Source organism: Carboxylicivirga fragile (genome assembly GCF_050589805.1).
Lineage (GTDB): Bacteria > Bacteroidota > Bacteroidia > Bacteroidales > Marinilabiliaceae > Carboxylicivirga > Carboxylicivirga fragile.
The window spans coordinates 14,709-35,136 of sequence record NZ_JBNGOY010000032.1 but is presented as its reverse complement, the minus strand read 5'-3'; the positions used below and the strand labels follow the sequence as shown (position 1 = coordinate 35,136).

At 37.6% G+C, this 20,428-nt stretch carries 20 protein-coding genes and 1 pseudogene; 9 read left to right on the top strand and 12 right to left on the bottom strand.

The genetic code is table 11. The features are described from left to right. Positions 1-99: 99 nt before the first annotated feature. A complete protein-coding gene (lpcA, locus tag ACRD7B_RS14585) occupies positions 100-672 on the bottom strand; it encodes a D-sedoheptulose 7-phosphate isomerase (protein WP_430825308.1) in 573 nt (190 codons plus the stop codon). A 116-nt stretch (positions 673-788) separates the two neighbouring features. Here lpcA and ACRD7B_RS14580 point away from each other — a divergent pair, with 116 nt between their 5' ends. The 8 genes from ACRD7B_RS14580 to ACRD7B_RS14545 all read left to right on the top strand — a co-directional run bounded on the left by ACRD7B_RS14580 (position 789) and on the right by ACRD7B_RS14545 (position 8,453). Further along, entirely contained in the window at positions 789-1,604 is an 816-nt protein-coding gene (locus ACRD7B_RS14580; RefSeq protein WP_430825307.1) for an ion transporter, read from the top strand. Positions 1,605-1,685: 81 nt separating this feature from the next. Further along, positions 1,686-2,015 carry a hypothetical protein gene (locus ACRD7B_RS14575; protein WP_430825306.1) on the top strand — a complete coding sequence of 110 codons (330 nt, stop codon included), beginning with the start codon at positions 1,686-1,688 and terminating at the stop codon, positions 2,013-2,015. A 148-nt stretch (positions 2,016-2,163) separates the two neighbouring features. After that, entirely contained in the window at positions 2,164-4,053 is a 1,890-nt protein-coding gene (mutL, locus tag ACRD7B_RS14570) for a DNA mismatch repair endonuclease MutL (RefSeq protein ID WP_430825305.1), read from the top strand. A 258-nt stretch (positions 4,054-4,311) separates the two neighbouring features. Then, on the top strand, positions 4,312-5,049 hold the full coding sequence (locus tag ACRD7B_RS14565) for a rhomboid family intramembrane serine protease (protein ID WP_430825304.1): 738 nt from the start codon (positions 4,312-4,314) through the stop codon (positions 5,047-5,049). A 6-nt stretch (positions 5,050-5,055) separates the two neighbouring features. Continuing rightward, a complete protein-coding gene (locus tag ACRD7B_RS14560; RefSeq protein ID WP_430825303.1) occupies positions 5,056-5,937 on the top strand; it encodes a rhomboid family intramembrane serine protease in 882 nt (293 codons plus the stop codon). A 10-nt stretch (positions 5,938-5,947) separates the two neighbouring features. After that, entirely contained in the window at positions 5,948-7,060 is a 1,113-nt protein-coding gene (locus tag ACRD7B_RS14555; RefSeq protein ID WP_430825302.1) for an endonuclease/exonuclease/phosphatase family protein, read from the top strand. 86 nt (positions 7,061-7,146) lie between these two features. After that, on the top strand, positions 7,147-7,941 hold the full coding sequence (locus ACRD7B_RS14550; RefSeq protein ID WP_430825301.1) for a thymidylate synthase: 795 nt from the start codon (positions 7,147-7,149) through the stop codon (positions 7,939-7,941). Positions 7,942-7,943: 2 nt separating this feature from the next. Next, complete coding sequence (locus ACRD7B_RS14545) at positions 7,944-8,453, top strand: dihydrofolate reductase (protein WP_430825300.1); 510 nt, start codon at positions 7,944-7,946, stop codon at positions 8,451-8,453. Between the two features lie 46 nt (positions 8,454-8,499). Here ACRD7B_RS14545 and ACRD7B_RS14540 read toward each other — a convergent pair. From ACRD7B_RS14540 to ACRD7B_RS14490, 11 genes and pseudogenes are all read right to left on the bottom strand, one after another. After that, positions 8,500-9,144: pseudogene (locus ACRD7B_RS14540) on the bottom strand (GNAT family N-acetyltransferase); the annotation flags it as partial. A gap of 12 nt (positions 9,145-9,156) precedes the next feature. Then, positions 9,157-10,239: a lysophospholipid acyltransferase family protein gene (locus ACRD7B_RS14535; RefSeq protein ID WP_430825299.1), complete on the bottom strand. Its 1,083-nt coding sequence runs from the start codon at positions 10,237-10,239 to the stop codon at positions 9,157-9,159. A 182-nt stretch (positions 10,240-10,421) separates the two neighbouring features. Further along, complete coding sequence (locus tag ACRD7B_RS14530) at positions 10,422-11,453, bottom strand: glycosyltransferase family protein (protein WP_430825298.1); 1,032 nt, start codon at positions 11,451-11,453, stop codon at positions 10,422-10,424. A gap of 23 nt (positions 11,454-11,476) precedes the next feature. After that, positions 11,477-12,340: a UDP-2,3-diacylglucosamine diphosphatase gene (locus tag ACRD7B_RS14525; RefSeq protein ID WP_430825297.1), complete on the bottom strand. Its 864-nt coding sequence runs from the start codon at positions 12,338-12,340 to the stop codon at positions 11,477-11,479. A gap of 160 nt (positions 12,341-12,500) precedes the next feature. Further along, positions 12,501-13,175, bottom strand: a complete 675-nt coding sequence (locus tag ACRD7B_RS14520; RefSeq protein WP_430825296.1) for a hypothetical protein — start codon at positions 13,173-13,175, stop codon at positions 12,501-12,503. Between the two features lie 299 nt (positions 13,176-13,474). Continuing rightward, the gene (locus ACRD7B_RS14515) at positions 13,475-14,818 is read right to left on the bottom strand and encodes a DUF58 domain-containing protein (RefSeq protein ID WP_430825295.1); all 1,344 of its coding nucleotides are present in this window, start codon (positions 14,816-14,818) and stop codon (positions 13,475-13,477) included. A gap of 13 nt (positions 14,819-14,831) precedes the next feature. Beyond that, the gene (locus ACRD7B_RS14510) at positions 14,832-15,812 is read right to left on the bottom strand and encodes an AAA family ATPase (protein WP_430825294.1); all 981 of its coding nucleotides are present in this window, start codon (positions 15,810-15,812) and stop codon (positions 14,832-14,834) included. A gap of 14 nt (positions 15,813-15,826) precedes the next feature. Further along, positions 15,827-17,020, bottom strand: a complete 1,194-nt coding sequence (locus ACRD7B_RS14505) for a DUF4350 domain-containing protein (RefSeq protein ID WP_430825293.1) — start codon at positions 17,018-17,020, stop codon at positions 15,827-15,829. A 1-nt stretch (position 17,021) separates the two neighbouring features. Beyond that, positions 17,022-17,750: a DUF4129 domain-containing protein gene (locus tag ACRD7B_RS14500; RefSeq protein ID WP_430825292.1), complete on the bottom strand. Its 729-nt coding sequence runs from the start codon at positions 17,748-17,750 to the stop codon at positions 17,022-17,024. Continuing rightward, complete coding sequence (locus tag ACRD7B_RS14495; RefSeq protein WP_430825291.1) at positions 17,737-18,612, bottom strand: hypothetical protein; 876 nt, start codon at positions 18,610-18,612, stop codon at positions 17,737-17,739. The genes ACRD7B_RS14500 and ACRD7B_RS14495 overlap by 14 nt, the downstream gene beginning before the upstream one ends. Next, positions 18,593-19,588 carry a stage II sporulation protein M gene (locus ACRD7B_RS14490; RefSeq protein ID WP_430825290.1) on the bottom strand — a complete coding sequence of 332 codons (996 nt, stop codon included), beginning with the start codon at positions 19,586-19,588 and terminating at the stop codon, positions 18,593-18,595. Before ACRD7B_RS14490 ends, ACRD7B_RS14495 begins: the two co-directional genes overlap by 20 nt. Positions 19,589-19,697: 109 nt before the next feature. Here ACRD7B_RS14490 and ACRD7B_RS14485 point away from each other — a divergent pair, with 109 nt between their 5' ends. Continuing rightward, on the top strand, positions 19,698-20,420 hold the full coding sequence (locus tag ACRD7B_RS14485; RefSeq protein WP_430825289.1) for an RDD family protein: 723 nt from the start codon (positions 19,698-19,700) through the stop codon (positions 20,418-20,420). The last annotated feature ends 8 nt before the right edge of the window (positions 20,421-20,428 follow it).

The window sequence follows — 20,428 nt, the reverse complement described above, 5'->3', positions numbered from 1 at the left end:
CGATTTTCATTCAAGTTAAGAAAAATCACGCAATGCTGCTTACTTTTGAAAGTATTTTGATAAGTTAATTTGCGATCTATTATCTATAAATCTAAGTGTCTAAATTTTACTTTCGATATATTGTATTAATAGATGAATCACTTTGATGTGGATTTCTTGAATGCGATCGGAATAGGACATATGAGGAACGCGTATCTCCACATCACAATGGTTCGCTAATTCACCGCCTTTTTTACCACTAAGCGCAACAACTTTAATACCTTTCTTTTGAGCTTCTATGGCAGCGTTTAATACATTGGCCGAGTTACCACTTGTACTGATGGCTAATAACACATCACCACTTTGGCCAACAGCTTCAACGTAGCGCGAGAAGATATAATCAAAACCATAATCGTTTCCAACGCAGGTAATGTGCGTAGGATCAGATATTGAAATCGCGGCTAAACCCGGACGGTTTTCTCTGAAGCGTCCTGTTAACTCCTCGGCAAAGTGCATGGCATCACTCATTGATCCGCCATTACCACACGAAAGTACCTTGCCATTATTTTTAATAGCATCTACCATTAAATCACCTGCTTTCTCTATTTTATCAATATTGCTATTGTCCTCAATAAAGTTTGAAAGTACTTCTTGCGCTTCTTTAAATCCTTGAATAATATCTTCCTTTGTCATAGCTTCAATTATAGCTGTAAAAGTAGTGTGGATTTTTCAAACATAAAACCAAGCACGTAATTATATGTTTAGGCTATTATTGTTTTATTATATTTATAGCATTAATTACTTAACCCATGCAAAGCCTAAAAAATAAACTTCACGAAGCCATATTTGAAGCGGACACAAAATCTGGTCGCTTCTTTGATATTCTCTTAATTGTACTCATTGTTTTTAGTATCATCATTGTGATGATTGAAAGTGATGATCGCATATTACGCGATAAAGAACATTGGTTAACCATAGCTGAATGGATAGTAACACTGTTGTTTTCTGTTGAGTACTTGCTTCGTATTTGGGTGGTTGATAAACCGCGAAAGTATATTTTTTCCTTTTTTGGCATCATCGATTTACTATCTATCCTGCCTACGTTTATCGCTTTCTTTTTTGCGGGCACACACATGTTAGTGGTTATACGTTCGCTCCGTTTGTTGCGTATTTTCAGGGTGTTGAAATTGACACGTTACGTAAAAGAAGCTTCTGTATTATGGTCTGCTCTGTCATCGGGACGAAACAAAATAGGCGTATTTTTATTTGCAGTGGTAATCCTAATAACCATACTTGGAACGGTTATGTACATCGTTGAAAGTCCGTTTAACGAAGGTTTCAGAAGTATACCCGAAAGTATTTATTGGGCAGTGGTTACTCTCACAACTGTGGGTTACGGCGATATTGTTCCTGTTACCACTTTGGGAAAGTTTATTGCTGGTTTTATAATGATTATTGGTTACGCCATTATCGCGGTTCCAACAGGTATTGTAACATCGGAATTGGCAAAAGAATTTCGTAATCCAACACCAACCAATACCCAGGTATGTCAATCGTGCTTAAAAGAAGGCCATGATGATGATGCAAGCCACTGTAAGTATTGTGGCAAATGTTTGAACGATTAGTTTTATTACAGAGTTCCTCATCATTTCAGATTACTTCTTATCTTTGCATGAGGTGCGGATGAAACGCAAAAATCGATAATTATGAAATTTACATTTTCAAAACTAGCACGTCATCGTGTGTTTCAGCATGATCCGATTTATTACGATGAGAAGAAGGAGGAAAGCCAGGAGCGTGAACGCAGAATAAAAAGCGAATTAGGTTTATTGGATAGTGCGGAGAAAGAGAGCGGATATTCAGAACGAATTAGAGGTGGAATGCGTCGTCGTACTAAGACTAATTTCGATGTGGCACGTAGCGAAAAGAAACGTTCTAATTTACGTTTGATCATTATTTTAATTGCTTTATTCGCCCTGGGGCTGTACCTGATCGAGTCAGGAATGGAGTGGTTAAACACCTACCTTGCTGAGTAGTAACTAAGGTTGAGGTAGTAGATTAATACCGTTTATATAATGAATTTAGTATCAAGTTCGCTGTGCTCCTTAACACTAATCATTATTATATCGGCATTATACCAAGTACCAATCTCTTTATAAAAAATGGTATAAGAATTAAAGAAACATGTCAGATATTATTCAGTTATTGCCCGATTCGGTGGCTAACCAAATTGCTGCGGGAGAGGTAATACAACGTCCTGCTTCGGTTATTAAGGAGTTGATGGAGAATGCCGTGGATGCTGGGGCGAGTGAAATTCAGGTAGTGGCTGCCGAAGCTGGCAAAACACTTATTCAGGTGATTGATAACGGTTCGGGTATGGCCGAAACGGATGCTCGTATGTCGTTTGAGCGTCATGCTACTTCAAAAATTCGTGAGGCTACCGATTTATTTGCATTGGGCACCATGGGTTTTCGTGGTGAAGCCTTAGCCTCAATTGCTGCCATTGCACAAGTTGAATTAAAAACGCGTCGCGATGAAGATGAATTAGGGGTACACATCTGTATTTCCGGTTCAAGTCTTGAATCGCAAGAACCCATACAATGTGCCAAAGGAAGCCAATTCATTATCAAGAATTTGTTTTATAATGTACCGGCTCGACGTCGTTTCTTAAAAAAGAACTCAACGGAATTACGTCATATAATTAACGAATTTCAGCGTGTGGCATTGGCTAATCCTGAAATTGCCATGAGTCTTATTCATAACAGTGTGCCTTTGTTTAATCTGCCATCGGGTAATTTTAAGCAGCGCATTGTGAATATGATGGGGAAACAAATGGGTGATCAATTAATTCCCATTGAGACGGATACGGTGATGGTAAATATTTCCGGTTTTGTGGGTAAACCAGAATCGGCACGCAAGACCATGGGCGATCAGTTCTTTTTTGTGAACAATCGTTTCATGAAACATCCATATTTGCATCGCGCCTTGATGGATGCCTATGATAATATCTTACAACCAGAAACCATTCCAGCCTATTTTATTTGTCTTGAGGTGGATCCCAAAATTGTGGATGTCAACATTCATCCAACCAAAACGGAGATTAAGTTTGAGGACGAACGAGCCATATGGCAGATAATGAATGCTGCTATTCGTGAGAGTTTAGGGAAATTCAATATGATGCCTTCCATCGATTTTGATACCGATGATCAGATTCATATTCCTGTGGCTAATCAGGATTTTTCACCTGTTGAACCCGAAATTTCAGTTGATCCTTTTTACAATCCTTTTGAAGAAGAGAAAAAAAGTGCTGCTGCCAGTTATGGTGGTTCTTTCTCCGGAGGTGGATATGAGAAACCAACAAAAACGGAAGGCTGGGATAAGTTATACAGTGGTTTTGAAAATGATGAATCAATGCAACTGCCTGGCAATGACAATACGCAATTTGTAGAGCATGTTGAACCTGTTCAGCAAACCTTATTATCTTCAGGAGGTGATGAGTCGACTTTGGGGCAGAATCGCTTCTTCCAATTGAAGAACCGTTATATACTGACGACAGTAAAGTCGGGACTAATGATGATTGACCAGAAGCGCGCCCATGAGCGAGTGGTTTTCGAAGGTTTCATGCACTCAATTCGTAAAGGGGCTTCTTTATCGCAGAAGAGCCTTTTTCCTGAGGAGTTGAAGTTTGGCCCACAAGAAATGGCTTTGGTGAATGAGTTAAAGAGCGATTTATTGTCACTTGGCCTTGAGTTGGAGCAGGTGGATGACGGAACGTTTAATGTACTTTCGACACCGGCTGGCTTAGAATCGGTTTCGGCAGCTCAATTGGTTGATGGCATACTAACCGATTTTAGAGATGGTGAAGTTGACTTAGAGAAAGAAGTTTTTGAACAAATAGCCGGATCGATGGCCAAGCGGGCATCTATCCCATATGGTAAGGCACTAAGCGGAATTGAAATGAGTGAACTCTTTGATCAGCTGTTTGCCTGTCAAATTCCTAATTTCTCCCCTTCGGGTAAATCCATTATCTCAATATTGGATAATGATGAATTGGAGAAACGTTTTATGAGTTAATTGAAGCTTAAAAATATTCTAGGGAACGGTTCTCTATTGTAAGAAACACATAAAGAACCGTTCCGTATTTGCGAAATTAAAATTAACTATTTAAAGTTAAAACGAGTGACACAATGACAGTTTACAAGTGTTGACTAAACCAGGAAGTTCTTTTTTTTGTTTGATATAAGAAAGATCTTGCGTTTTTTTTACTAATTTTTCAATCTGGCATTGATGTTGCTTAAAAGTATGCCATAGTGATTATAAAAAAATATTTACATGAATTATCGTCCGAATCCATTGGCAGGCCTACCTCCCGTAACTAAGAATCTTTTGATTATTAATGCCTTGTTTTTATTGGCTACATGGGTATTGCAAACCACATTTGGTGTCGATCTATCAAGATATCTAGGCTTGCATTTACCAATGTCGGAACGATTTCATCCGGCGCAGTTTGGAACTTATATGTTTATGCATGGCGGTTTTATGCACTTGTTCTTTAATATGTTTGCTGTATTTATGTTCGGACGAATTTTGGAGACTTATTGGGGTTCAAAAAAATTCTTCTTGTATTATGTTATCACTGGTATTGGAGCAGGGGTAATTCACTTAATTACCAGTTACATTAATTATCAGGTAATAGCTGCTCAAATGTCGCCAGAGCAAATTAGCATTGTTTTTGAACAAGGGGCGGCTGCTCTTGATCAATATAAGAATTTTACCGATCCGTTAATGGGGAAGCTTAATGTTGCTTTAAACGGAACTACTGTTGGTGCCTCGGGAGCCGTATTTGGTATACTCTTGGCCTTCGGAATGTTGTTCCCCAATACCGAGTTGATGTTATTGTTCCCGCCAATTCCAATTAAGGCTAAATATTTTGTAATCATTTACGGTGTGGCTGAGTTATTTATGGGAGTTGCCAATTTCTCATTCGACAATGTTGCGCACTGGGCACATTTGGGTGGTATGATATTTGGTTTTATCTTAATAAAATATTGGCAGAAAAAAGGAATATAATACGCTATGAGCATAGTTGACGAAATAAAACAATCGTATCGCCAAGGTGGCGCTTTAACGCGTCTTATCTACATTAATGTAGGTGTATTTATTGCGGTGCGATTGATTCAGGTGTTTTTTAGTCTTTCAACGGGTTCGGTCGATTCGCCTTTGTTGCAGTGGATATCTGTACCTTCCGATCCAATGGAGTTGCTGTTTAAGCCATGGACTCTATTAACCTATATGTTCGTTCATTACGATTTCTTTCATATACTCATTAACCTGCTTTGGCTCTATTGGTTTGGGCGTATCTTCCTGGAATTTCTCAATCCACGTCAATTTTTAGGTGTGTATTTCCTTGGTGGACTTTCGGGCGCTTTAATGTATTTATTGGCTTATAATTTAATTCCTGAGTTGTACTCAAATCATTCATCATCAATTTTACTAGGCGCATCTGCATCGGTAATGGCCATCTTATTTGCGATAGCACGATTAAAGGCCGATTATCAGATTAACCTGATGTTTATAGGGCCGGTTAAATTAAAATACATTGCTTTGTTTGCCTTGATTCTCGATTTGGTTAGCATATCATCATTATCAAATACTGGTGGACATTTAGCACATTTAGGTGGTGCTGGCTTTGGTTTTCTTTATGCTGGCATGATTATGAAAGGCAAGGATGTAACCATTGGATTTAATAAAGCAATGGATAGTTTGGTATCTTTATTTTCGCGTAAATCAAAATTGACAGTGACACACCGGAGACCAGTCTCTGATATGGAATATAATAAGCGAGTTGTAGCTAATCAGCAAGAGGTGGATCGAATTTTGGAAAAGATAAAGGCAAGTGGCTACGATAGTTTATCAAGTAGTGAAAAGAAAACTTTATTTGAAGCAAGTAAAAAATAAAACCTAAACCTTGAGACGTTTTTTTCGATCCATAATTACCCTAATCAGTCTGGTTGCATCTGGCTTTTTGATGTTATCTGTTCTAACAGCCTATGTCAATCCTTCACGCATGTGGGTGTTGGCATTTCTGGGTTTTGGCTTTCCTATTCTTTGGGGTGTCAATGTACTACTGGTCTTGCTGTGGGCTTCAAAACGGCGATGGCAATTGTTGATTCCATTACTTGCAATTCTGCTAACATGGGGACATTGGAATAATACCTTTCAATGGAAGGGCAAACGCTTAAAAGAATCGCAGCAACTTGAAATGCCTTTGAGCGTTATGAGTTTCAACGTGCGCATGTGGGACATCTATAATTGGACTGGCGAAAAAAACGTGCAGAATAAAATTTTTGAGATGATACGAAAGGAAAATCCTGATGTATTGTGTTTGCAAGAATTTTATTCATCAACTAGCAAGTCGCGATATAGTGAGCATTCAATCTTGGCCCGATTGAATCAATACAAATACAAACACATCGAATATCGAGCTGGTAAACGCGGCCGGCGAAATTTTGGTTTGGTCACTCTTAGTAAATACCCCATTGTAGAAAAGGGCAACCTGAAATTTGAACATACCAGCAATTTTAGCATTCATACCGATATTAAGGTACATGGAAAACGTGTTCGTGTGTTTAATAATCACCTCGAATCGATCCGTTTTAGCTCTAAGCATTTGAATTTTTTAGATAGTCTCAATTTTAAAAATGAAGATGAAAGACGAGCCGGTATACGAGAGATTACCGGGAAGATGCGAGTAGCCTTTGAACATAGGGCCGATCAAGCAGAGCGCATTGGTCGACACATTAGCAATTCACCATTCCCCGCAATTGTATGCGGCGATTTTAATGATACGCCAGTATCCTATGTTTACCGTGAGATGAGAGGTGAATTAAAGGATGCCTTTGTGGAATCAGGAAGTGGAATGGGTGGAACATACAATGGCAAGTTGCCAGCATTTCGGATCGACTTTATCTTCCACGATCAGCGTTTTCAAGCCTATGATTTTAAAAAACTGGATGTCAATTACTCCGATCATTTTCCAATTGTAACAATAATTGATTTGTCAGAAGAAGTAAAAAAATAATTTTATACCACTTCTTAAAATAGCATCTGCTTTTCATGCATAAGCCTCTGTAATTTTCTTATTTTTGGCGCTTAAAGTTTACCATTATGAAGCAATATTTGGATTTACTGCAACGCGTGTTGGATGAAGGTGTTACCAAGGAAGATCGCACAGGTACCGGAACGAGAAGTGTCTTTGGCCATCAGATGCGTTTCGATTTGAGTGAAGGATTTCCTTTGTTAACCACTAAGAAGCTGCATCTTAAATCCATTATTCATGAACTGTTATGGTTTTTGAAGGGCAGCACAAATGTGAAATACCTTCAGGATAATGGTGTGCGCATTTGGAATGAATGGGCCAAAGAGGATGGTGAGCTTGGGCCAATCTATGGTTATCAGTGGCGCTCGTGGCCTGATTATAAAGGAGGCCAAATTGACCAGATTGCACAAGTAATTGAGAGTATTAAGATCAATCCTGATTCGCGCCGTCACCTGGTAAGTGCTTGGAACGTTGGAGCCATTGATGATATGCAATTACCACCTTGTCACATCATGTTTCAGTTTTATGTGGCCGATGGTAAGTTGAGTTGTCAGTTGTACCAGCGAAGTGCCGACATCTTTCTAGGTGTACCTTTTAATATAGCTTCTTATGCCATATTGTTGATGATGGTTGCACAGGTAACGGGTTTAAAACCTGGCACATTTGTTCATACACTTGGCGATGCACACATCTACTTAAATCATTTGGAGCAGGTTAAATTACAGTTAACGCGTGATCCAATGACTTTGCCACAAATGCTAATTAATCCTGAACGAAAAAACATCGACGATTTTGTGTTTGATGATTTTGAGTTAACAAATTACGAGTCACACCCGCACATTAAAGGTGCAATTTCGATATAGTTATGACCCTTGCAATGATTGTAGCCATTGACGAAAAAAATGGCATTGGAAAAGATAATGATCAATTAGCATATATCTCAGCCGATTTAAAACGCTTCAAAGGCCTCACCACTGGACATACCATTTTAATGGGGCGTAAAACCTTTGAGGCGCTGCCGAAAGGAGCCCTTCCAAAACGTAGGAATATTGTTATCACACGCCAGGCAAATTACGAAGCTCCGGGAGCCGAAGTTGTAAAGTCAATTGGTGAAGCATTAGCTTTGTGTAGCGATGATCAGAAAGTTTTTGTGATTGGTGGAGGTGAAGTATACAAGGCTTTCTTGCCAGAAACGGACGAATTATACCTGACTGAAATTCATCATGCATTTAAAGGTGTAGATGTGTTTTTTCCTGAATACAAGAGTATGGGCTGGGAAGAAACTTTACGCGAAGGGCCATTTACAGATGAGAAAACCGGATTAACCTACAACTACAGCAATCTAAAGCGAACAGGTAAGTTTGATTGTGTTTAAGTAAATTGTTAAGATATTTGTTGATTAACGGGCTGTTTGATTTACCCTATTTTTCTAAAGAGGACATAGTCGATTCAGGTAGTTTAGAGATATCAAGTATCATTAAACCATCTAAACAGTCGTTGAAATTTGGATCAACGTTGAAGCCTATAATCCTGGCATTTTGTCGAATATACTGTTTTAAGAGTACTGGAATTTTAATGTATCCTGGTTCAATGCCGGATATGTATTTATCCAATTTATGAATGTCATTGGCATGCCTTTCCAGAACAACATCAATATCATCTCTATCTGACTTTACAACAAAAGCTTTTTTGGGATGCACCATTTTAGATAGCTCGTTGTTAAAATGATATTTCTTGATGAAGGCAATTAATAGATCTTTGGAGTAGCGGCTAAAGTCATTACTAATACTAACAGGGCCCATTAAATATTTGAAGTGTTCATTGGATTTCAAAAAATGAAGAATACCTTGCCATAGTAAAAACAGTGGTAATGGCTTTTGTTGATATTCTTTTACCACAAAGGAGCGCCCCAATTCTAAGGTTTGATCAAGCACTGAATTCATTTCTTTATCGATATCGAAAAGACTGCTGATATAAAATCCTTTTGAGCCTTGGGTACACATTATTTCATCACCTTTACCTAATCGGTAAGCTCCAACAATGCATTCATTGTTGTTATCCCATAAGAAAAGATGTCGCTAATATAAGTCGTATTCATCAATGTCGAGCATACGATTTGTGCCTTCGCCAACATCACGAAAAGTGATTTCGCGTAAGCGGCCAAGTTCAGTTATGATCTGAGGAATTTCCTCGGAACAAGCTAAGTAAACCTCATAATGTGATTTTTGAAGCATCACTCCTTCAGATTCTTTTAACTTTTTAAGTTCTAGCTTAATTTCTTCCTTGGGAACAGCTGGAATGATGGCCTCTTTAGTTTTTTTGTTAAAGGAGGGTATTTTAAAATAACGATTCACATCCACTTTTGATCCCAGCCCAAAAAGAGACGCACGCAAGTATCTTCCTGCTCGCTGTATATTATCAAAATCCTTTAGTTCGGATGGAGATATAGGGTTGCCCACTCTCAGCTTGATGGTCTTGTTTTCTTGTTTAAAAAATTCGTTGGGTATACTTAAGGTTCTTAAATAAGGATGGATCTTACCTAAGAGATGAAATGGCAGACTATTGTGACCTTCGAAATACAAAGGAATAATTGGCACATTAGCATTAATGATAAAACGAATAATTCCTGAATCCCACTCCTTATCAACAATTAGCTTAAATCCCTTTTGCATTGTGGAGACTTCGCCTGCAGGAAATACACCAATGGGCATTCCATTTTGTAAATGTTGATAGGCCGTTCGTATTCCCTTAACATTAGTTATATGTTTGGTTTGAAATGGGTTAAGGTCAATAAAGTATGGATTTAAAGCATCAAACTGTTTTAAAAAGAAGTTGGCCATCACTTTAAACTGAGGATGCTTTTGAGCCAATAAATGAATCATAATTAAACCATCAAGAAAACCATAGGGATGATTCGACATGATTATGAATGGTCCGTTTTGAGGAATATTTTTCAGATCATAATCAGAGATGTTGTAATTAATGTTTAGCTGATCAAAAATGTTATTTATAAAACTGATTCCTTTATACTCGTCTGTTATTTGGCCTAGTATGCGATTGATTTTATTTACTCGCAGATACGAAAATAATGCTCGCTTAAACAATTGATTCGAAGGTACTGGAATTCCAATTTCGTGTAAACTTTGATCAGATATCTGCATAAGATACTAGGATTAGTTGATAGCCATTTTCAAATGTAAGTTTGCGTGACTTATAAGGGTTTGAAATTATTGATGTAATAATTTTTTAAAAAAATGATTTTAATGAGCCATAATAAGTTTTAAGATGGCCCATTAAAAATCAGATACACTAGTCGTAATTGTAACTCAAGTGTTATAATATTTTATCGTAATATTTGGTTGATTGCAAAGTCAGGATAGCTTTCATGAGTTCTGCATACATTCTCGATAATATCTTCGATAGTATCAGATAAATTATCGGCATAGGCTATTTTTTGTGGCTGATCAAAATATACCCATTCGTTTAGTCGTTCTACACTTGAACTTAAATGCTTAAGTGTACATATACCCATGTTCTCTAGGAATGCTGCGTTACATTGTTGTTCGTATTGCCCTTTCATTGGTATTACGCAAAGTTTCTTGCCCATAAAAAGTGCTTCGGCAGGTGTCTCAAATCCGGCATTACAAAGTATTCCCATACTCGAAATAAAACTCTCTGTGAATTTATCTTTATTAACGGGTTGAATTTGAACATTGCCCGACTGAAAAGCTTTGGAATTATGTTTCGAAAATACTTGCCATTGTATGTAAGGAATTTGCGATAATACATCTACTATTTTTTGATCATCGTAGGATGGTAAATAAACCGTATAGTGTCCTTTATTTGTGATTTTACCACTTCTAATATCTTTGCGAATAACAGGCGTAGAAATGGTTTTATCCAAAGCTTGGAAATGAAAGCCGTAGGATTGTTTACAAGGGGCGTAGTATTTCAGAATATTGTAACCAAGTTTATCTTTACTTGCAGGAGCAGGCGCATTAGGATGAAGAACAGCACTCTGATGACTTATGCCTATGCATTTTACTTGACGAAAGGTACTCGCCCAGGCAACTATTGGTTCAAAATCATTTAAGACTAAATCGTATTTATGCACAGGCACACTAAATATTTCTTTGAGCATGCGAAAGGGCCTAAATCCCAATATTGTCTTTCTTAGATCAACGCCACCATTTTTGCCAAATATAAAACTTAAACCATGGTATCTATACTTTATGGGCCATGGCAGTCTAATGTCGCATTGAGTGCCGCTAACTAATAAATCAACATCGCCATATTTTTGTAATTGTGGAATTACCTCATATGCCCGTGCCATGTGGCCATTGCCAGTTCCTTGAATAGCATAAAGAATTTTCATCTTATTCCGTTTAGTCTATATGTTTAGTTGTGTATGATGTCGTTTAGCATTGCCTTAAGCATTGTTTTTTCGTTTGGCACAAGCAATTCATCATTTGCTGCAATTGATTCATTGTTTGTCTTCATTTCAGGCTTAAAGTAAACCAGGTGCCAATCCTCATTGTGATATTCAAGGGCGGTCATGTTTTCAACCCAGTCACCACTATTCAGATAAGAAACTTCGCCATTCTGGGTTTTAATTAACTTTTTCTCGGGCCAATGAATGTGTCCGCAAATGGCATAATCGTATTCCTTTTTTATGGCTAAATCAGCAACGGTGCTTTCAAAACGTGTAGTGATATTTTTGCTTTTGCCTTTAACGGCTTTCTTTACATCGCGCGATAATGAAATACGCCTTTTGCCAAACAAGGAAAGTACGCCATTTACAAATCGATTGGTGAGGGTGAGTATACCATAACCATTGGCACCTAGCTTAGCGAGCCATTTTGAATGGTGCATAACAACATCGAAAACATCACCATGGAAAATCCAGGTTTTCGTATTATTCAGATTTAATACCACTTTATTGGCAATTTCAATTTTCCCTAGGGTAAGGCCAATAAAACGACGTAAGTTTTCATCGTGATTGCCAACGATGTAATATATTTTACTTCCATTCTCCATCATCTTCAATAGTTGACGGATAACTTTTAGGTGTGGTTTAGGGAAATAGGATGTACTAAATTGCCACACATCTACAATGTCACCATTTAGCACAATGGTTTTAGGATCCACCGTTTTTAAGTAACTCACAAGTTCTTTCGCCTTGCATCCAAAAGTGCCGAGGTGAACATCCGAGATTACCAATGCTTCTATTTTTTTTAGATTTTCAATGTTTTTCTGACTCATACTTATTGCCATTAATATTGACAGCAAGTATAGAACTCCACTAATAAATCAGCGTTAACTAAAGTCTAAATAATTAGTATTAAAGCTTTAATGTTAAGAAAAAGAAAACCCAAGCTACAATGATATTAGCTTGGGTTGTAAATTATAGTGATTGGCCTAACTAAATAGCCATGGGTTCAATAAATGATTTTCGTCCGTATAAACTTGTTTGCCAATAGTTGTATAAGTCCATGTCGTAACTTCGCGAGATACCTTCGATCTGCACTAATTTACGACGACATGCTAATACCACAGAACTAATCTCGGTTCCACTTCCATTACAAACCATGTAATCGATGTTTAATTCTTTGACCTTGCTTAGTTCCATCGCTTGACGACGGCAATGTACAATCAGACCAATCTGTAAATCTTTAATTAAAGTAGCAATTTTCTTAAGCTGATCCATTTCATATTCTGAATTAACATCGCATGAAAACAAAATGTGTGAATAGCTCTTGTAATTTGCAACTATAGAAACAAATTCTTCCCATTCCTGAGCCGTTTGAGGTTGTTCTATCGTTCGGTTGCTTACGCCATGATACTTGCACAGCTTTTTTAAGCGAGCATGATCACTGTTGTTAGAAACAATTAGTATGTCTTTTTCAAATGGTACCACAGAGGCGAGTACACTTTCTAAGGCAAATTCACGTGTGCGTTTAAAGCAAACTGTCTCGTATCCAGTTAAGTAAAAATCTTCGGGATTAACAGACGATTGGGTCATCATCGAAATTAGTCCGCTGTCTAATACGTCATCTAGCTCTATTCTTCTTGGTACATTGGTTAAGGTTAATTCCATGGCATCTAAACTTAAAATCGTGTATTCTGCTACAAAACTAAGTTAACTCAGCGCTAAACTAATTAAATTGAGCTTACGCTAAGGTTAACCTTTCATTACTTAGACAATTGATCTGATTATCACACGTATCAAAATAACAGAAAATTTTCACTAATTAGTCGAAACTGTTTAAGTTTAGCTCAATATGAAGTGATAGATTATCGCCAAATATTAATAGTTCGTCAAAAGTTGTAAGTAAATCGATTTTTTGGAGCTCAATTTATTCAAAAAGTACAATTAAAAGTATGGATAAGATAGGTCTAAATACTTCCTCGTGCTTTTAATTCAAGGTATTTATTAATCGTGTCAACGGTTAATTTTCCAGGTTCGGTAAGTATGGTATGTACCCCATGACGCTCTAGTTCGTGAACAATTAGTTTTTTATCGTAGGTGAATTTTTCAGCGATGGTTTTAATGTAGATGCCTTCCATATCCATAGCTTTCTCATCTGTTAATTTCTTGAGCTCAGTGTTTTCAAAAAATACAACTACAACAAGGTGATCATGCGCCAGCTTTTGCAACATTGGTAACTGACGCTTGGCTGAGCTTAAGCTTTCGAAATTGGTATAAATAATAAGCAAGCTACGGTGATGGATATTGCGACGAATAGCTGAATAAAGAACTTGTATGCTCTGCTCCTCAAAATTAGTTTGTTGGTTATACAGCGCTTCCATGATAGTTTGCATCTGTTTGCCACTTCGCTGAGGAGCAATTAAAGTGCGTAACTGATTGTTAAATGTCAGCAAGCCTGCTTTGTCATCTTTCAACATGGCAATTTTAGAAATAACCAATGAAGTATTAATGGCATAATCTAACAGAGTCATTCCTTCAAACGGCATTTTCATTGAGCGCCCCAAGTTAATCACTGAAATCACCTGCTGCGATTTTTCTTCCTGATATTGATTTACCATCAGATGGCTGCGGCGTGCTGTTGCTTTCCAGTTAATGGTGCGATAATCATCCCCTTTGGTGTATTCTCTTATTTGATCAAACTCCATCTGGTGACCTATTTTCCGCACTTTTTTAATGCCCACTTCGGTCAAGCGATTAGAGATGGCCATCATCTCAAATTGCTTCATTTCTTTAAACGAAGGATACACCTTGGTCATTTGATTTTGCGAAAAACGAAAGCGACGAATCATCAAGCGTAAAGGCGATTGAATCAATACATTTAATGCGCCAAAATGGTACTCACCTCGTTGGGTTGGGTAAAGTTGGTAAGTGCTGTTTTTTGATTCACCCGACTTGAATTTGAGTGATAGATGAAAGTCGCGTTTCTGAAACTGCTCAGGTATCTCATCACTTATCACAGCGCTTACCGGAAAATTATAAAGGTTAGTGAAAGTAAGTTCTACCGTATTTTCATCGCCATTTGAAAAGCGCTCATCAACTTTTCGGTGTGCCTCGAAACTTAACTTGTTATTTAAGAAAAGTAGGATAATATCTAAAAATATTAGGGTAGAGTAGAGTCCAAGAGCCAATAATCCAATGCGAAAAAACTGCGCATTAAATTGCCCGAATGCTAATAATAGGATGAGCGCACCAAGACCATAATAAAATAGCTTGGAAAAATAGACACGACCCCTAACTTTAAATTTACCCATTTGCTACAGTGGTTTAGCGAGGAACCTCTACTGAATCAATAATCTGTTGAATGATAATCTCTGGTTTAACACCTTCCATTTCTTTTTCAGGCGTAAGAATTACACGGTGGCATAACACTGGAATCAACACCATTTTAATGTCGTCAGGTGTAACAAAGTCACGGCCTTCCAAAGCGGCATAGGCTTTAGCTGAGTTTAATATGGCCAAAGACGCACGTGGACTACCTCCAAGGAATAATGAATGACTGCTTCTCGTTTTTTCTACGATTTGGGCAATGTAACGCAGTAGATCATCTTCGACAATAACCTTCGAGGCCATGTCCTGATAATGCGTTATAGCTTCTCCTGTAATAATAGAATTAACCAGGCTCAGCGGATCTTTTTCTTCACGTTTTTGAGCATTCGAAAGAATAGAAACCTCTTGCTCAAGGTTTGGATAGTCAATATCTATCTTAAACAAGAAACGGTCTAATTGAGCTTCCGGTAAACGATAGGTTCCTTCGTGTTCCACCGGGTTTTGAGTTGCAAAAACCAAGAAGGGCGGTTCCATTTTATGTGTATGGCCATCAATGGTTACCTGACGTTCTTCCATCACCTCAAACAAAGCGGCTTGCGTTTTGGCAGGCGCACGGTTGATTTCGTCAATTAAAACCAGATTAGAAAAGATAGGCCCTTTATTAAACTCAAATGCTGATTTGCCCGTATTATACACCATTGTACCAACCACATCCGACGGCATTAAATCAGGTGTAAATTGCAAACGCGAAAAGTCAGAAGATATTGATTTCGACAGTAGCTTTGCAATCATTGTTTTTGCAACACCTGGCACCCCTTCAATTAATACATGACCATTAGCGATAACAGCAGTCAATAGCAAGTCAAGCACTTTTTCCTGACCAACAATAACTTTATTGATTTCATTTCTGATTTGAAATGCCGCATGGTTTAATTCATCAAGTGGCAAGCGGTTTTCGAATGGGGTATCCTGGTTCATATCCTTGTTCTTTTTTATTGACAATGTTCGTAAAAGTATTCAATCTTTCGATTGAATTGTTCCAAATCTTCCTCAGACAATCGATTCATTTGTTTTAAGTTCTCACCTAGTTCAAATAGCTGCTTAATCGATCGAATTGGAACCGACGATTTATCAGCCAGTTGTTGGTAAAACTCGGCATCGATCAGCGATGTGTTTAAATAATATTTCGAGCGAATAAATTCCTTTAAATAGATAAATTTCTTAAGAGCAATATCAAGGTGATCTTTTCTACTAAAGTACAAGCGACCTATTGTTTCAACAAAATTGACTGTGCTATTTTCTGGCGCTTTAATTATGGCTATAGCCCTTTGTTTTCGAGCTGATTCGAAAATGAAGAAAAGAAGAATTGCAATTAGTACTAGGTACCATGCTATGCGCAGAGGCATATTATCCAAAATATAACTAAGCGTTGTTTTGTGCTTGTTGCGATACATCTTATAATGTTCGTCCCACACTGTGGTTTGATTCGGCAAATAAGAGAGGCACCTGAAAGCGTAGTTATAATTGTTGTTTTTTAGCAAATGATAATTGGTGAATACCATTGGATTTAAATGAATAAAAAGGTATCCATCACCTATTCTTTGGCGGATAAAGTTGGTTTTACCTTCGTTATTAAATCCAAGTACGGTGGTTTGCAGCGTATCGTACGAGGTAAAATAATTATTGGTCATTCCTTTGTGAAACCAATAACCCAAATGCTTTTGTAATTTACGATTGGCCAAATTAAAACTCACCGAATCTTCTGATGCTATTGTTGGCCTAAAATTGATATCTACCTGAAATTTTAGCGAATCTTTAAGTTCGTCGCTAAAGAATTGGGCTGCTATAAAAACATTGTTCCCATTCCCTGCCAGCTCAATGATGTTATCCAACTCGTCAACTTCAGGTGTGAAATTTTGATTCACAAAAATGTAGTTGGTTTCATCATTACTCAATTCGAAGTCATCAAGGTCTGGTGCTTGATAAGCCGTGCTTACATTTGTTTTATCTCCTAGTTCTGAAAGCAATTCGTACAAAAGCTTACTGCCAAAAGGTTTGGTGTCTTTGCGCGAGAAACTCAAAGTCCAATCAATGGGTACAGGGGCAAAAACAACTACAAACACAAGCATAACCACTACTAGTGGTGCCCATATAAGCATGTTTTTATTACCTTTTTGTTTTCCCATTTTAGTCCGCTTTTATTTGAATCATGAGTTCATCAAACTGATTTTTTACTTTCTTATATTGCTCACTACTCGGTTCAAACTTACCAAACCAGATGTATTCATAATGCCGCATTACATTTAAAAAGTTTTGCTTTAGCTCCGTATTAGTGATTTCGTAATAGTATTCTCTATCCGTCTTCCAACTATTCCATTTAATGATGCTTTGGCGATTTAATTGTCGCAAGGCCAATAAGAACAAAATACGAGTTGCTTCGCGATAGGCTTCCAGAGAATGATATTTCTTAAATAGTTTTTCAAGGTTCTCTTGTTCCAAGTCCATCGTTCCAGATGCAAATGCTAAATCGGTTACTTTTGTGGATCGCGAAAACACAAAGAGGCCTTTGATAGGAATACCAATTAGTTTTAAAACGATGGCGAGCAATGCTAATACAGCAACTACTAGTATTAACCAAGAGACCCAAGAGTAATCAGCATCGCCACTAAATAACATGGATCTGACCCACGCCCAAAACCGATCCCAAAGACTAGGTTCTTGGTTTAAGGGTTCGTATTGATATTCTGATAATTGTTTATAATAGGCAATGGTATCCGCCGAAGGTGTGCGTACATCAACCACACTATTGTCCCATGCTTGAATGGAATCGTTAGGTGCGCTGGTATTCGCTTCGGCCGACCATAGGCAAGCAAAGATTAAAAACAGAGAAAAAAGAAGATAACTACTGAACTTCATTCGTGTCGCTTTCTCCAATTTTATTAATGCGTTCAAGAATAGATTGACTATTATCTCTGGCAGCAAGGCTGTAATATTGAAACCCAATACCCAAATAGATAACAGAATAGATCATGTAAGAAGCAAAAGTTGATATGAGTGAAAACACGATCATAATCTTTTTATCAAATTCACCTTCACCACCTTGTGCCATTGTTATTCCCTTGGTAAACGAGTATATCATGGTTGGCATTGTGAAAATGCTAGATGAAACTCCTACGATAATGCTTAGGATAATTAATAAACCAAATGTGTTCCACCAGTTACCTTTTATTAGTTCGAAACAACGACTCCAGTTGCGTGAGAAACCCTTGTTCTCAACTGTTTTCACCATAAAAATCAAAGACAGTACGATACCTAAATAAATTCCTGGAATGATAAAGAAAATGGAAGCTATAATTGTAATGATATAGACAACTATGAAATAAGCTATTAAACTCAAAAAGTTCTTCCCAAAAGCACTGGCTACATCTCCACCTGTGAAATTACCCCTGCCACGCTCATTGTATAAATTAAGATACTCATAGCTTATGCCCATCACAATAAGGTAACATAGCATCGACACTAACATCATTAGTCCATACATACCAAAATCGGGCGTGGCGATGGATGAATTATTGTCGACTAATCCTTGAAAATACAACTGAAACGAATCGGTAGTATAGAATACAGCAAGTACACTTGCTCCAATAATAGGTATAATACTATAAGTCGCAATCGTTCCAAAAAAAGGTTTAAACTCTTGCTTTATAAATTTAAAAGTGACGTTTATAACATCGCTAAAGTCGCGACGTTTATTTACTTCAATGTCCAATTCGTTCATTATATTCTGATGTTTGTTTGATGTATTTACGATAGCTTAATTCGGGTAATATAAAAAAGTACCAAATGATAAAAAGTAAAGATAAGCCAATGATGAGGATATTTGTCCAGGTTTCCATACTATTATAATGACGGGTAACAAAACCTTCAAGAAAACCCGCTACAATAAAAACCGGCACTAAACCAAGCATGATTTTTATTCCCTTTTTCACGCCATATACAAATGATTCTTTAAGCGGATAGGTGCCCGGAAATAATAAATATTTCCCTAGAATAATGCCAGCTCCTCCTGCCAATACGATGGCTGATAATTCCAATGTACCATGTATCATAATAGCCAATGTTGAAATACCCATCAGGTTCTTTTGAAAAAAGAAGGCCTGAAAAGCCCCAACCATTACCCCATTTCGGAATAATTGAAAGATTGTACCCAGTGGCGTTAGCAAACCAAAGAGGAATACCATAAATGATACAAACACGTTGTTAAACGTGATGGCCACAAACATGGGCATTTGTTCCATTTTATTGTATACTGCCATCGGATCACCCTTCTCAATATTATCCTGTGTCATATCCACATAGGCATCGCCCATTATAAGGCGAACAAAACTATCGTCGGTAAGTGCAGAAACAACTCCCAAGGACCAAGCGGCCATGAATACAAGAAAAGAAATGATAAAATAGGGACGAGCTGATCGCAAAACCAAAGGCAACTCTTTTGTAAAGAAACGTGGAATACGACTCCCTTTTTCGCGTTTGTTACGATAAACCTCCAGGTGAGTTTGTTGCGATAAGGAATTGAGATAAGCCAATGTACGCGAGCGCGGATAGAACGTTCGTGCGAAAGCCAAATCATCGGTTAATTGAATAAACTGATCGGCCAGTTCATCCGGATCAATGAGGTTGGGTTTCTTGAGATGTTGCTCGAATTGAGTCCACCTTGATTTATTTCGATTAATAAAGGTTATTTCTTTCATTGGGGTTTGCCTAAAGCACTACGAATAAAATTAAAATTTTACACATAAAAAATTTATTTTGCTACTTTTGCTTAAGTCATACACTAATCCTATAATTTCCTTGCCCATTATGGAGAAACTACAAATTTCCACCACCCAGAATGTCGATATTGATTATCAGTTAGCAAGTGTGGGCGATCGTATTTTTGCACATCTGCTCGACTTGGTTATTAAGGGAAGTTATATCCTTATTTTGGTCTTACTTATACAGTACACCGTTGGTGATGTTGATTGGTGGTTCTCAATTGTTTGCCTGCCTATTTACTTTTATAACCTATTGTGTGATTTGTTTTTGAATGGTCAAACTTTTGGAAAGATGATCATGAAAATAAAGGTGATTAAGAAGGATGGTGGCGAGTTAAGTTTTGGAGTATGCTTTATCCGCTGGATTTTTAGAATTGTTGATTTTCTTCTAAGCTATGGAGTTGCAGGTCTTTTAACTGTTATTATTAATGGAAAAGGTCAACGTATTGGCGATTTGGCTGCTGGCACTACGGTATTAAAGATTAATGCGAAAGGTGATTTGAATGAGACGGCATACATGGAGCTTGAAGAAGGCTATCAGCCTGTATACCCTGAGGTACTTAAGTTATCCGATACAGATTTACAGACCATCAAGGAAGTGGTTTTATTATCTGAACGAACCAATCAATACAGTGAAATAGGAGCACCTCATCCTTTGGCTCTAAAAACAAAAGATGTTGTGTTAGGCAAATTGGGTATAGAAACCAAACAGCCAGCTTCTGAGTTTCTTAACACTGTTTTAAAGGATTACAACTACTATCATCAGTAGGTAAATAC